Origin of the sequence: Streptococcus sp. Marseille-Q5619, assembly GCF_946901205.1 — a bacterium.
Lineage (GTDB): Bacteria > Bacillota > Bacilli > Lactobacillales > Streptococcaceae > Streptococcus.
The window spans coordinates 43,018-56,808 of sequence record NZ_CAMPPO010000007.1; the positions used below are offsets into that span (position 1 = coordinate 43,018).

Sequence of the window (13,791 nt, forward strand, 5' to 3'; positions counted from 1 at the left end):
TTTTCTAATAGATAGTATCAGTAATGTAAAAGTCATGTAGATTTAGCTCTTGGTGCTACACAAATAAAAATTAGGTATATAAAATGACATACGAAGTAAAATCTCTTAATGAAGAATGTGGTGTTTTCGGTATCTGGGGACATCCAGATGCTGCTAAATTGACCTATTTTGGTCTCCATAGTCTTCAGCACCGTGGTCAAGAGGGGGCGGGAATCCTCTCCAATGATCAGGGACAATTGAAGCGCCATCGTGACATGGGTCTTCTATCAGAAGTGTTCAGAAATCCTGCTAACTTAGATAAATTGACAGGAACTGGTGCGATTGGGCATGTTCGTTACGCGACTGCTGGCGAAGCTTCTGTAGATAATATCCAGCCCTTCCTCTTCCGTTTTCACGATATGCAGTTTGGCTTGGCTCATAATGGAAATCTGACCAATGCAGCCTCTCTCAAGAAAGAATTGGAAGATAGAGGAGCGATTTTCAGTGCGACTTCGGACTCTGAAATCTTGGCTCACCTCATTCGTCGTAGTCACAATCCGAACTTAATGGGAAAAATCAAGGAGGCGCTCAGCCTTGTCAAAGGTGGCTTTGCTTATATCTTGTTGTTTGAAGACAAGTTGATTGCGGCTCTTGACCCTAATGGCTTCCGTCCGCTTTCTATCGGGAAAATGGCCAACGGAGCGGTGGTGGTTTCCTCTGAAACTTGTGCTTTTGAGGTTATTGGTGCTGAATGGATTCGTGATTTGAAGCCAGGTGAGATTGTGATCATCGATGACAAGGGAATCCAGTATGACAGTTATACAGATGATACCCAGTTAGCAATCTGTTCTATGGAGTATATCTATTTTGCTCGCCCTGATTCTAATATCCACGGTGTCAATGTCCATACAGCCCGTAAACGTATGGGTGCCCAATTGGCGCGAGAATTCAAGCATGAGGCGGATATCGTGGTCGGTGTGCCCAATTCTTCCCTCAGCGCGGCTATGGGATTTGCAGAAGAGTCCGGGCTACCAAATGAAATGGGCCTCATCAAGAACCAATACACCCAACGTACTTTTATCCAACCGACTCAAGAATTGCGGGAGCAAGGTGTGCGGATGAAACTATCTGCTGTTTCTGGTGTTGTAAAAGGCAAGCGTGTGGTTATGATTGATGACTCTATTGTACGTGGAACAACCTCTCGTCGTATCGTTCAGCTCTTGAAAGAAGCGGGTGCAACTGAGGTTCACGTTGCTATTGGCAGTCCAGCGCTAGCTTATCCATGCTTCTATGGAATTGATATCCAGACCCGTCAGGAGCTGATTGCGGCCAATCATACGGTTGAAGAAACTCGCCAAATCATTGGTGCGGACAGTCTGACTTACCTCTCTGTTGAAGGTTTGATTGATTCGATTGGGATTGAAACAGATGCACCAAATGGTGGTCTCTGTGTCGCTTACTTTGACGGTGACTACCCAACACCTCTCTATGACTATGAAGAAGACTATCGTCGAAGTTTGGAAGAAAAGACCAGTTTTTACAAATAGACGGATAAAGATTCTCCATTAAAGGAAGAGGAGACAAAATGACAAATAAGAATGCTTATGCTCCACGTCTCACTACTGACTAAAAGCTAAAGCATTTGTCAGTAGACGCTTTGCCTATGGGGCAAAGCTAGAGCCCTGACTAGTATTTTTATACTCTTCGAAAATCAAATTCAAACCACGTCAGCTTCACCTTGCCGTACTCAAGTACAGCCTGCGGCTAGCTTCCTAGTTTGCTCTTTGATTTTCATTGAGTATTAGATAAAATAATTGTTTATCTAAAAATACGTCGCAATCTTTCCCAAAAAAGAAAAGGAAAAATAAAATGGCAAATAAAAATGCATACGCTCAATCTGGTGTGGATGTTGAAGCGGGTTATGAAGTTGTTGAACGAATTAAAAAGCACGTGGCTCGTACGGAGCGTGCAGGTGTCATGGGAGCTCTGGGTGGTTTCGGTGGCATGTTTGACCTTTCAAAAACAGGGGTTAAAGAACCAGTCTTGATTTCGGGGACTGACGGTGTCGGAACTAAGCTCATGCTGGCTATCAAGTACGACAAGCACGATACCATTGGTCAGGACTGTGTGGCCATGTGTGTCAATGATATTATCGCTGCAGGTGCGGAGCCCCTCTATTTCCTTGACTACATAGCGACAGGGAAGAATGAACCAGCTAAGCTAGAACAAGTGGTTGCTGGTGTGGCAGAAGGTTGTGTGCAGGCAGGCGCTGCCCTCATCGGTGGGGAAACGGCTGAAATGCCTGGCATGTACGGCGAAGATGACTATGACTTGGCTGGTTTTGCGGTCGGTGTGGCTGAAAAATCTCAAATCATCGACGGCTCAAAAGTATCAGAAGGCGATGTCCTTCTCGGACTTGCTTCAAGTGGGATTCATTCCAATGGTTATTCTCTCGTCCGTCGTGTCTTTGCGGATTACACAGGTGAGGAAATCTTGCCAGAATTGGAAGGCAAGCAACTCAAGGAAGTTTTACTTGAGCCGACTCGTATCTATGTCAAGGCTGTTTTGCCACTCATCAAGGAAGAGTTGATCAACGGCATTGCCCACATCACAGGCGGTGGCTTTATCGAGAATGTCCCTCGTATGTTTGCAGATGACCTAGAAGCTGAGATTGAGGAAGACAAGGTTCCAGTTTTACCAATTTTCAAAGCCCTTGAAAAATACGGTCAGATCAAACACGAAGAAATGTTTGAAATCTTCAATATGGGTGTGGGACTTATGCTAGCAGTTAGCCCTGGAAATGTAAGTCGTGTCAAGGAATTGTTGGATGAACCAGTCTATGAAATTGGTCGTATCGTCAAGAAAGAAAACGAAAGTGTCATCATCAAATGAAAAAAATAGCGGTTTTTGCCTCTGGTAATGGCTCAAATTTTCAGGTGATAGCGGAACAATTTCCAGTAGAGTTTGTTTTTTCAGACCATCGTGACGCCTATGTGCTTGAGCGGGCAGAAAAGCTTGGCGTTCTGTCCTATGCTTTTGAGCTCAAGGAGTTTGAGAGCAAGGCAGACTACGAAGCAGCCCTTGTCGAACTCTTGGAAGAGCACCAGATTGACTTGGTTTGTCTAGCTGGCTATATGAAAATCGTTGGGCCAACCTTATTGGCAGCCTATGAAGGCCGAATCATCAACATTCATCCAGCCTACCTGCCAGAATTTCCAGGAGCTCATGGGATTGAGGATGCTTGGAATGCTGGCGTTGCTGAGAGCGGCGTGACCATTCACTGGGTAGATTCTGGTGTGGACACTGGTAAGATCATCAAACAAGTCCGTGTGCCACGGTTAGCTGATGATACCATTGACAGTTTTGAAGAACGGATTCATGAAGCAGAGTATAAGTTGTATCCAGAGGTGCTGGATAGTTTGGGAGTGGAAAGGATAAATAAGAGAATTTTATGAATAAAGTAGTTGATGATTTGTTGAAAAATATAAAAGAATTTGAAGCATCCTTTAATGAATATGAAAAACAATTTTATCCTGAAATACGGAAAGAGAGACAAAGGTTGATGATATACTTTATCTTATGGATACTGTTTATCATAGGAGCTGCAATTGTATTCCAATTTTTCCCTAAATTTGTTTGTTTGAGGAATATTCTTATTTTTCTTACCATAATTTTTACAGTATTAGTTTTATTTTATACTATAAAATTTGATGAAGTTTCAGTTGGGGTGCCTAGTAAATTTACCAAATTATGTGATAAAGTCAAGTATAGATTGAAATATCTTTACGGAGATAATGCTAAAGAAGTCGCTGATATGTTGGTTAATGATTTAAGCGAGAAAAGAAATAGTCAGCTACAAAAATATGAAAATATAGTTAAAGCTATAGGTACTATTGGGAAAGTTTTGGTAACAGCAACTATTACTCTGGCTTTAAATAGATTATTCGTTGAAGATAAAACAAACATTTCTGGCGAAACGTTTGGAAATATAATTATTATTGTAGCTATAATGGTAATTTTAATCAAACTTATAGATAGTGGGATTAAAAAAATTATTAAATATCCTGTATTTGGAAAGGCTTCAAAAGAAGTGTATTTAACAGATATTTTATACGAAGTGAAGTATATGATATTAGAAAAGGAAGATAACTAACATGACTAAACGCGCCTTAATCAGCGTCTCAGATAAAGCGGGCATTGTTGAATTTGCCCAAGAACTCAAAAAACTTGGTTGGGATATTATCTCGACAGGTGGGACAAAGGTTGCCCTTGACAATGCTGGGGTGGAGACTATTGCGATCGATGATGTGACGGGCTTCCCAGAGATGATGGATGGCCGTGTTAAGACCCTTCATCCAAATATCCACGGTGGGCTCCTTGCTCGTCGCGACTTAGATAGCCATTTAGAAGCGGCTAAGGATAATCAGATTGAACTCATCGACCTTGTTGTGGTAAACCTTTACCCATTTAAGGAAACCATCCTCAAACCAGACGTGACTTATGCTGATGCGGTGGAGAAGATCGATATCGGTGGGCCATCTATGCTTCGCTCAGCAGCGAAAAATCATGCCAGCGTAACGGTTGTGGTAGATCCAGCTGACTACGCTGTGGTTCTTGACGAATTGGCAGCAAATGGAGAAACAAGTTACGAAACGCGTCAACGTTTGGCAGCCAAGGTTTTCCGCCACACTGCGGCTTATGATGCCTTGATTGCAGAATACTTCACAGCTCAAGTGGGTGAAAGCAAGCCTGAAAAGTTGACCTTGACTTATGACCTCAAGCAAGCCATGCGTTACGGTGAGAACCCTCAACAAGACGCGGATTTCTACCAAAAAGCTTTGCCAACAGACTATTCCATTGCTTCAGCCGAACAGCTCAATGGGAAAGAATTGTCATTCAACAATATCCGTGACGCTGATGCGGCCATTCGTATCATCCGTGACTTCAAAGACCGTCCAACCGTTGTGGCTCTCAAACATATGAACCCATGTGGAATCGGTCAGGCTGATGACATCGAGACTGCTTGGGACTACGCTTATGAGTCTGACCCAGTGTCTATCTTTGGTGGTATCGTTGTTCTTAACCGTGAGGTGGATGCTGCGACAGCTGAGAAGATGCATGGTGTATTCCTTGAAATCATCATTGCACCAAGCTATACGGATGAAGCGCTAGCCATTTTGACCAACAAAAAGAAAAACTTGCGTATCCTTGCCTTGCCATTTGATGCTCAAGAGGCCAGTGAAGTGGAAGCAGAATACACAGGTGTAGTTGGTGGACTTCTGGTGCAAAACCAAGATGTTATCAAAGAAAGTCCAGCTGACTGGCAAGTGGTGACCAAACGCCAACCAACTGAGACAGAAGCAACTGCTCTTGAATTTGCTTGGAAGGCCATCAAGTACGTGAAATCAAACGGTATCATTGTGACCAACGACCACATGACACTTGGTGTTGGCCCGGGTCAAACCAATCGTGTGGCCTCTGTGCGTATTGCCATTGAACAAGCTAAAAATCGTCTTGACGGAGCTGTGCTTGCTTCCGATGCCTTCTTCCCATTTGCCGATAACGTGGAAGAAATCGCTAAAGCAGGTATTAAGGCCATCATCCAGCCGGGAGGCTCCGTCCGTGACCAAGAATCCATCGAAGCTGCTGACAAATATGGCTTGACCATGGTCTTCACAGGCGTGAGACATTTTAGACATTAAGAACGTAAAGGAGAGAAAACAGTTTCTTTCCTTTTTTTGCGTAAAAACGCGGAGTGAAACAAGATTAAAACGAACGTTTGTGGTATAATGTTAGTAAATAATTCGCAAAAGAGGTTGTAAGATGAAGCTGTTGGTTGTCGGTTCGGGTGGTCGTGAACATGCGATTGCTAAGAAGTTGCTTGAGTCAAAAGAGGTAGAAAAGGTTTTTGTTGCTCCTGGGAATGATGGGATGACTCTGGATGGTTTGGAGGTGGTAAATATCTCTATTTCCGAACATTCTAAATTGGTTGAGTTTGTAAAAGCCAACGATGTTGCTTGGACCTTTATAGGGCCAGATGACGCCCTTGCGGCTGGTATCGTGGATGATTTCCATGCAGCTGGTCTCAAAGCCTTTGGTCCGACAAGATTGGCAGCTGAGCTGGAGTGGTCCAAGGATTTTGCCAAGGAAATCATGGTCAAATACGGCGTTCCGACAGCAGCCTATGGCACATTCTCAGATTTCGAGGAAGCTAAGGCCTATATCGAAAAGCAGGGTGCACCTATCGTAGTCAAGGCGGATGGCTTGGCGCTTGGGAAGGGTGTTGTCGTTGCTGAGACAGTCGAGCAAGCAGTCGAAGCAGCTCACGAGATGCTTTTGGACAATAAATTTGGTGACTCAGGTGCGCGTGTGGTTATCGAGGAGTTTCTTGAAGGTGAGGAATTTTCACTCTTTGCCTTTGTCAATGGTGATAAGTTCTACATCATGCCAACGGCTCAGGACCACAAACGTGCCTACGATGGAGACAAAGGGCCTAACACAGGTGGTATGGGTGCCTATGCGCCAGTTCCACACTTACCACATAGTGTAGTTTATACAGCGGTTGACACCATTGTCAAGCCAGTCCTCGAAGGGATGATTAAAGAAGGTCGCCCTTATCTGGGTGTTCTTTACGCAGGGCTTATCTTGACAGCTGACGGACCGAAAGTCATCGAGTTCAACGCTCGTTTCGGAGATCCAGAAACGCAAATTATCCTGCCTCGTTTGACATCTGACTTTGCACAAAATATTATGGATATTCTTGATGGCAAGGAACCAAATATCACCTGGACGGACAAGGGTGTGACACTAGGCGTGGTTGTCGCATCCAACGGTTATCCGCTAGACTATGAAAAAGGTGTCAAGTTGCCAGCCAAGACAGAAGGCGACCTCATCACCTACTATGCAGGGGCTAAGTTTTCGGAAAATAGCAGAGCACTGCTATCAAACGGCGGACGTGTTTATATGCTAGTCACCACAGCAGACACTGTAAAGGATGCCCAAAACACCATCTACAGCCAACTCGACAAACAAAAAACAGAAGGCCTCTTCTACCGAACAGATATCGGAAGCAAGGCAATTAAGTAAAGATATAAGAAAAAGCGACGCAGTCGCCAAACACGATAATGGTCGTCGTGGTGAAAAGACCAGAACAGTATCTGTTCGGGTCTAGGGAAAATTTGAGACCTTAGGTTCAAATTGTAGAAATGAAACCGAAGGTTTGCTTCCGTCCCTCACAACCTAAGGTGATTGTTGAAAAAGAGGAAAAAGGAGAAGAAATGAAACCCGTAATTTCCATCATCATGGGCTCAAAATCCGACTGGGCCACCATGCAAAAAACAGCAGAGGTTCTAGACCGCTTCGGTGTAGCCTACGAAAAGAAAGTTGTTTCTGCCCACCGCACACCAGACCTTATGTTCAAGCATGCCGAAGAAGCGCGTAGTCGTGGTATCAAGGTCATCATCGCTGGCGCTGGAGGAGCAGCCCATTTGCCAGGGATGGTAGCAGCCAAAACAACCCTTCCTGTCATTGGGGTGCCCGTCAAATCACGTGCTCTTAGTGGCGTGGATTCACTTTATTCCATTGTGCAGATGCCGGGTGGCGTGCCTGTTGCGACAATGGCTATTGGTGAAGCAGGTGCGACTAACGCTGCCCTCTTCGCCCTCCGTCTCCTTTCAGTAGAAGATCAGACTATCGCGACAGCATTGGCAGATTTTGCAGAAGAGCAAGGAAAAATCGCAGAGGAGTCTACAAATGAGCTCATCTAAAACAATCGGAATTATAGGTGGCGGCCAGCTGGGTCAGATGATGGCTATTTCTGCTATCTACATGGGGCACAAGGTTATCGCGCTGGATCCTGCGGCTGATTGCCCAGCCTCTCGCGTAGCGGAAATCATTGTGGCGCCTTATAATGACGTGGATGCTCTGCGTCAGTTGGCTGAGCGTTGCGATGTCCTGACTTATGAATTTGAGAATGTAGATGCTGACGGTTTGGATGCAGTTGTCAAGGATGGGCAACTTCCACAAGGGACAGACCTACTCCGTATTTCTCAAAATCGCATCTTTGAAAAGGGCTTCCTCTCAAACAAGGCACAAGTCACTGTGGCACCCTACAAGGTTGTGGCCTCAAGCCAAGAATTGGCAGATATTGACCTATCGAAAAACTATGTCCTTAAGACTGCGACGGGTGGCTACGATGGGCATGGGCAAAAGGTCATTCGCTCAGAAGCAGACTTGGAAGAAGCCTATGCACTAGCGGATTCAGCAGACTGTGTTTTGGAAGAATTTGTCAATTTTGACCTTGAAATTTCTGTCATTGTATCAGGAAATGGCAAGGACGTGACGGTTTTCCCAGTTCAGGAAAATATCCACCGAAACAATATCCTTTCAAAAACTATTGTGCCTGCTCGCATTTCTGAAAGTTTAGCCGAGAAAGCCAAAGCTATGGCAGTGAGAATCGCTGAGCAACTCAACTTGTCTGGAACCCTTTGCGTGGAAATGTTTGCGACAGCTGATGATATCATTGTCAACGAGATTGCCCCACGACCACACAACTCTGGGCACTACTCTATTGAAGCTTGCGACTTCTCCCAGTTTGATGCCCATATTCTGGGTGTTCTGGGGGCACCATTGCCAGCTATCAAACTGCATGCTCCAGCCGTCATGCTCAATGTCCTCGGCCAGCATGTCGAAGCTGCTGAAAAATATGTCACAGAAAATCCAAGCGCCCACCTCCACATGTATGGTAAAATAGAAGCGAAGCACAACCGCAAGATGGGACATGTGACTTTATTTAGTGATGAACCAGATAGTGTGGGAGAGTTTTAGGGGAGAGGGGTCTAAAGAAAAAATGTTTGAAAAAATTAAAGGAATTAATATAAAATCAGGTATTTTTGAAGATGAAACAAAATTAGAACTCTTTGAAGGAAATTTTGAGGGAACAAATCCAGTACAAAACGATAGGGCAAGTTTATTGTTTGGAAGGAATGGTTCAGGGAAAAGTACAATTGCTCGAGGAATAAATCAATTAAAAAATGGTGAGTTTGGAACCGATAGAGTATCATTTATTGATAAAAATAATAATAATATTGTACTTAGTGATACTGAACGAAAATCGATATTTGTTTTCAATGAACACTATGTTGATCAGAAAGTCAAAATTGCTCAAGAAGGGTTAGATACAATTGTAATTTTAGGTGAACAGGTTGATATCGATGAGGAACTGGATAGATTAAGAACGCAGTTATCAGAATCACAAATTGAATCTCAAGATTATTATGCTGAATATGAAGAATATTTAGATGAAAAAAATGAAAAATCTCCAGACTTTTGGAAAAAGGAAATGACAGATTCTTTGAAAGGAGTAGGCAACTGGGCCGAAAGAGATAGGGAGATAAAAGGAAATCGAGCTGCATCTCCCGTTCATAATAATACCTTTCAAAATTTTGTTGATTTACAACCAATCTTAGATAAAAATGAGTTAGAGGTTGAATTCAACAATAAAAAAGCTAGATATTTTTCAATAAGAGATTCCGCAGTTACTATAAATAATGAACTATCTTTACCTGATATTAATTTTGATAGCAATGAATTATCAACTTTATTGTCTGAAAAAATCGAAGAACCTGAGTTGAATTCTAGGGATAAGTATTTACTGACATTATTATCTGATTCCACAAAAGGTGAACGTCATTTGAGAGAAGTTAAAGATTTCTTTGAAGATGAACATCAAAAAAAATGTCCTTTCTGTACTCAATCAGTATCAGAAGATGTTAAAGTTGAACTCACGAATGGCATAACTAAACTACTATCAAGAGCAGTCGAAGAACACCAATCCGCATTGAGAGGTAAAAAAATTGATGAGATTAATCAAGATTTTTCTGGTTATGAACAGATAGATCCAATATTAATTCAGTCTTATCAAAATAGTATTAATGCTTTGAATGCTAAATTTAACGAAATTAACTCAATAATCGATAAGAAGATTGATAATCCATATAATATAGTTGAGTTACCTAATATAAGCTTTTCTCAAGAATTAAGTCAAGCAGAGCATGATATTGAAAAAATTAACCAAGCAATTATCAAACATAATTCAGAAATCTCGGATATTCAAAAGTTAAAAGTAGATCTCCTTCAAATAAATAATGAATTAGCTTTTTATGAAATTCAAGATGCATACAAAAAGTTTCAAGAGAAAACAAATAAAAAAGCAATTTGTGAAAATAATTATAATAGCAGTAGTAAACGAGTAAAGGATTATGAGAAGCAGATTTCTGATTTAGAAGACAAGAAACTTAATATAGATATTGCAGTTGATGAAATTAATAAAAGTTTAAATTACATATTTTTTTCAAAAAATCGGTTAGCTATACAGAATCAAAACGGAAAATACTATCTGTTATCAAGAGGTAAGTCTGTGGTCCCCAGTAGGGTTTCCGTAGGGGAACGAAATGCGCTGGCATTATGTTATTTCTTTACTGAGATAATTCAACAGAGAGAGTTAGCAGATGCTTATAGTCATGAATATTTTATTGTTATTGACGATCCAATTTCTAGTTTTGATATGGAAAATAAAGTTGGAATAACCTCGTATTTAAAATACTGTTTAACTAGATTTTTTAAGGGGAATAGTAATACTAGAGTTTTACTAATGACCCATGATAAACAAACAATATATGACTTTGATATCTTTTTGAAAGAGATAATGGAATCCTGTAAAGAAGAGGAAGGTGGACAAAAATCTAAATACAAGAAGTTAGAATTGGTTTCTGGTAAATTACAAGAATTCAAAACTAGTACTCACGATTATACAGAACTACTTGAAATAGTCTTCGGTTATGCATTGGGAAATAGTACACCTACTTCGGAAAGTTTTGTTGGGAATGCAATGAGAAAAATTTTAGAAGCCTATGGTAGTTTTAATTATAAGAAGGGAATTGCCGAGCTAACAACAGATCCTTTAATTGTTGAAAAAATTGATAAAGAATACAGAACTTATTTTGAGAATCTTATGTATAGACTGGTTTTAAACGGTGAAAGTCATTTTAAGGATCCGGTTAAAACTTTGAGTATTGATTTCTTTGATACCATTTCTGATGAAGAACGAAAAAAAACAGCTAGAGATTTACTAGTTTTACTTTATCTTTTAGATGATTTACATGTTTTAAAACATTTAGAGGGTGTATCAAATGCGGAAAATAGACTTGAACAATGGAAGTGTGAGATTTTAGAATAAGAGAATCATACCATTTGACTTATTGCAATGGTTGAAGTTTGCATGATAGCTGATTAGAGTAATCAAAGGATTATTACTTCCTAATGTTATTTTCTACAAACCCTAATTTAGCATCTAATAATGCAAAGTTTCCTGAGCCTCATAGATAAAAAAGATTTTTAAGGAGAAACAACATGATCAACCGTTACTCTCGCCCTGAGATGGCGAATATTTGGAGTGAAGAAAATAAATACCGTGCTTGGCTTGAGGTGGAAATCTTGGCTGACGAGGCATGGGCTGAGTTGGGAGAAATCCCTAAGGAAGATGTGGCTTTGATTCGCGAGAAGGCGGACTTTGACATCGACCGTATTCTTGAAATCGAGCAAGAGACTCGTCACGATGTGGTGGCTTTCACGCGTGCGGTCTCTGAGACTCTTGGTGAAGAGCGCAAGTGGGTCCACTATGGTTTGACTTCTACCGACGTGGTGGATACTGCCTACGGTTACCTCTACAAGCAGGCCAACGACATCATCCGTCGTGACCTTGAAAACTTCACCAACATCATCGTTGATAAGGCTAAGGAGCACAAGTTCACCATCATGATGGGGCGTACCCACGGGGTGCACGCTGAGCCGACAACTTTTGGTCTTAAATTGGCGACTTGGTACAGCGAAATGAAGCGCAATATCGAGCGTTTCGAGCATGCGGCTGCTGGTGTTGAGGCTGGTAAGATTTCTGGTGCGGTTGGTAATTTTGCAAATATCCCACCATTTGTGGAGCAATACGTCTGCGACAAGCTTGGTATCCGTGCTCAAGAAATCTCTACACAGGTGCTTCCTCGCGACCTTCACGCTGAGTATTTTGCAGTCCTTGCTAGCATCGCGACTTCAATCGAGCGTATGGCGACTGAGATTCGTGGTTTGCAAAAATCAGAACAACGAGAAGTAGAAGAATTTTTTGCTAAAGGGCAAAAAGGATCTTCAGCAATGCCTCACAAACGCAACCCAATCGGTTCTGAAAATATGACTGGTCTGGCGCGTGTTATCCGTGGTCACATGATTACAGCCTATGAAAACGTTGCTCTCTGGCACGAACGCGATATTTCCCACTCATCAGCTGAGCGCATCATCACACCAGATACAACTATCTTGATTGACTACATGCTCAACCGCTTTGGAAATATTGTCAAGAACTTGACGGTCTTCCCAGAAAACATGATTCGCAACATGAACTCTACATTTGGTTTGATCTTTAGCCAACGGGCTATGTTGACTTTGATTGAAAAAGGGATGACCCGTGAGCAAGCCTATGACTTGGTACAACCAAAAACAGCCTACTCTTGGGATAATCAAGTAGACTTTAAACCACTGTTGGAAGCAGATCCAGAAGTAACATCACGCCTCACACAAGAGGAAATCGACGAGATTTTCAACCCTCTTTACTACACTAAACGAGTGGATGATATCTTTGAACGTCTTGGTTTAGGATAATTAAAATAAAATCGAAGTTCTATTACTCTATTTACTGGAGTAGCAGAACTTCGATGTTTCTTTTTTATTAAAGTGCTTTTGAAAAAAATAACCAATATTTTATAATATGTTGAATATAGAATAGTATACTGTGACTTCTAAAATATTACTAGAAATTGATTTGAATTTCCTAATCGATTTGTCCATATTCTATTTCAATCTACTATGTCATATAATAAGCATAGAAAAAAGCCCAAGCGATTAGGCTCAGGCTTTCTTCTTAGTGATCACGGTCACATGAGATGAATTTAATCTTGTAGTAATCCGCTCGTTTATAAGTTTCGCTGTATGCGAGAACTTGGCCAGTGGATTCTAACTTAGTAGTCTTGGTTTGTAAAACGGTTGGGAATTGCTCATCGACTCCGAGGACCGAAGCCGCATGTTCTGGAGTTGGAAATGTTATTTCATTGATTTCTTCAAAATGTTCATCATTCATATGAATGTGGTAATCCAATTTGAAACGGTTATAGATAGAGCTATAATATTCAAGATTTGGATAATTTGCGTTGATGTATTGTTCTGGAATGTAAGATGTGTGGTAGATATAAACGACACCGTTTGATTCGCGGATACGTTCAATCTTGTAGTAGAATTGATCGCCGCGTAGACCCAATTTTTCCAAGTAAGCGAGTTTGTTTCCGCGTTCAATTGAAAGAACAGTTACCTTATCATCTTTAGCATTAAAGAGTTCAATATCTGAAAACTCTACAAGCTTGTGTTTGCGTGCACGTGAAACGAAGGTTCCTTTTCCTTGTTGGCGGACAATATAGCCATCTTTAGCAAGGTCGTTTAAGGCGCGGACAACTGTGATAGAACTGACATCGTACATTGAAATGAGCTCTGCTTCAGTGTAAAATTTATCTCCACTGCTAAACTGCCCAGAGATGATTTTATTTTTTAATTCGTCTTTTATGTATTGATATTTGGGAATTGCCATATTTTTACCTCTATTTTCCTTCTCCACAGAAAATTTTACCATAAAAGCGAAAAAAATAGTAGTCTTTTGAATAAAAAATTAGAAAAATAGTTTGAAAAATTAAGCTACATAAGCATTACTCATATTTTATA

At 41.2% G+C, this 13,791-nt stretch carries 11 protein-coding genes; 10 read left to right on the top strand and 1 reads right to left on the bottom strand.

Going from position 1 to position 13,791, the window contains the following annotated elements:
• Positions 1 to 83: 83 nt before the first annotated feature.
• The 10 genes from purF (at position 84) to purB (ending at position 12,684) form a co-directional block, all read left to right on the top strand.
• Positions 84 to 1,526 carry an amidophosphoribosyltransferase gene (gene purF / locus OC530_RS08950; protein ID WP_140834211.1) on the top strand — a complete coding sequence of 481 codons (1,443 nt, stop codon included), beginning with the start codon at positions 84 to 86 and terminating at the stop codon, positions 1,524 to 1,526.
• A 322-nt stretch (positions 1,527 to 1,848) separates the two neighbouring features.
• Positions 1,849 to 2,871, top strand: a complete 1,023-nt coding sequence (gene purM, locus OC530_RS08955) for a phosphoribosylformylglycinamidine cyclo-ligase (RefSeq protein ID WP_262081102.1) — start codon at positions 1,849 to 1,851, stop codon at positions 2,869 to 2,871.
• On the top strand, positions 2,868 to 3,434 hold the full coding sequence (gene purN / locus OC530_RS08960; RefSeq protein ID WP_262081103.1) for a phosphoribosylglycinamide formyltransferase: 567 nt from the start codon (positions 2,868 to 2,870) through the stop codon (positions 3,432 to 3,434). The genes purM and purN overlap by 4 nt, the downstream gene beginning before the upstream one ends.
• Positions 3,431 to 4,132, top strand: a complete 702-nt coding sequence (locus OC530_RS08965; protein WP_001045459.1) for a hypothetical protein — start codon at positions 3,431 to 3,433, stop codon at positions 4,130 to 4,132. The genes purN and OC530_RS08965 overlap by 4 nt, the downstream gene beginning before the upstream one ends.
• A gap of 1 nt (position 4,133) precedes the next feature.
• Positions 4,134 to 5,681 carry a bifunctional phosphoribosylaminoimidazolecarboxamide formyltransferase/IMP cyclohydrolase gene (purH, locus tag OC530_RS08970; protein WP_262081104.1) on the top strand — a complete coding sequence of 516 codons (1,548 nt, stop codon included), beginning with the start codon at positions 4,134 to 4,136 and terminating at the stop codon, positions 5,679 to 5,681.
• A 121-nt stretch (positions 5,682 to 5,802) separates the two neighbouring features.
• The gene (gene purD / locus OC530_RS08975; protein WP_261022656.1) at positions 5,803 to 7,065 is read left to right on the top strand and encodes a phosphoribosylamine--glycine ligase; all 1,263 of its coding nucleotides are present in this window, start codon (positions 5,803 to 5,805) and stop codon (positions 7,063 to 7,065) included.
• 191 nt (positions 7,066 to 7,256) lie between these two features.
• A complete protein-coding gene (gene purE / locus OC530_RS08980; RefSeq protein WP_203175729.1) occupies positions 7,257 to 7,745 on the top strand; it encodes a 5-(carboxyamino)imidazole ribonucleotide mutase in 489 nt (162 codons plus the stop codon).
• Complete coding sequence (gene purK / locus OC530_RS08985; RefSeq protein WP_262081105.1) at positions 7,732 to 8,805, top strand: 5-(carboxyamino)imidazole ribonucleotide synthase; 1,074 nt, start codon at positions 7,732 to 7,734, stop codon at positions 8,803 to 8,805. The genes purE and purK overlap by 14 nt, the downstream gene beginning before the upstream one ends.
• A 22-nt stretch (positions 8,806 to 8,827) precedes the next feature.
• On the top strand, positions 8,828 to 11,215 hold the full coding sequence (locus OC530_RS08990) for an AAA family ATPase (RefSeq protein WP_173213937.1): 2,388 nt from the start codon (positions 8,828 to 8,830) through the stop codon (positions 11,213 to 11,215).
• A 173-nt stretch (positions 11,216 to 11,388) separates the two neighbouring features.
• Positions 11,389 to 12,684 carry an adenylosuccinate lyase gene (gene purB, locus OC530_RS08995; RefSeq protein WP_262081106.1) on the top strand — a complete coding sequence of 432 codons (1,296 nt, stop codon included), beginning with the start codon at positions 11,389 to 11,391 and terminating at the stop codon, positions 12,682 to 12,684.
• A gap of 259 nt (positions 12,685 to 12,943) precedes the next feature.
• Here the strand turns inward: purB and OC530_RS09000 are convergent, their stop codons facing one another.
• Positions 12,944 to 13,660 (bottom strand): GntR family transcriptional regulator, encoded by a 717-nt coding sequence (locus tag OC530_RS09000; protein ID WP_262081107.1) that lies wholly within the window; start codon positions 13,658 to 13,660, stop codon positions 12,944 to 12,946.
• Positions 13,661 to 13,791: the final 131 nt, after the last annotated feature.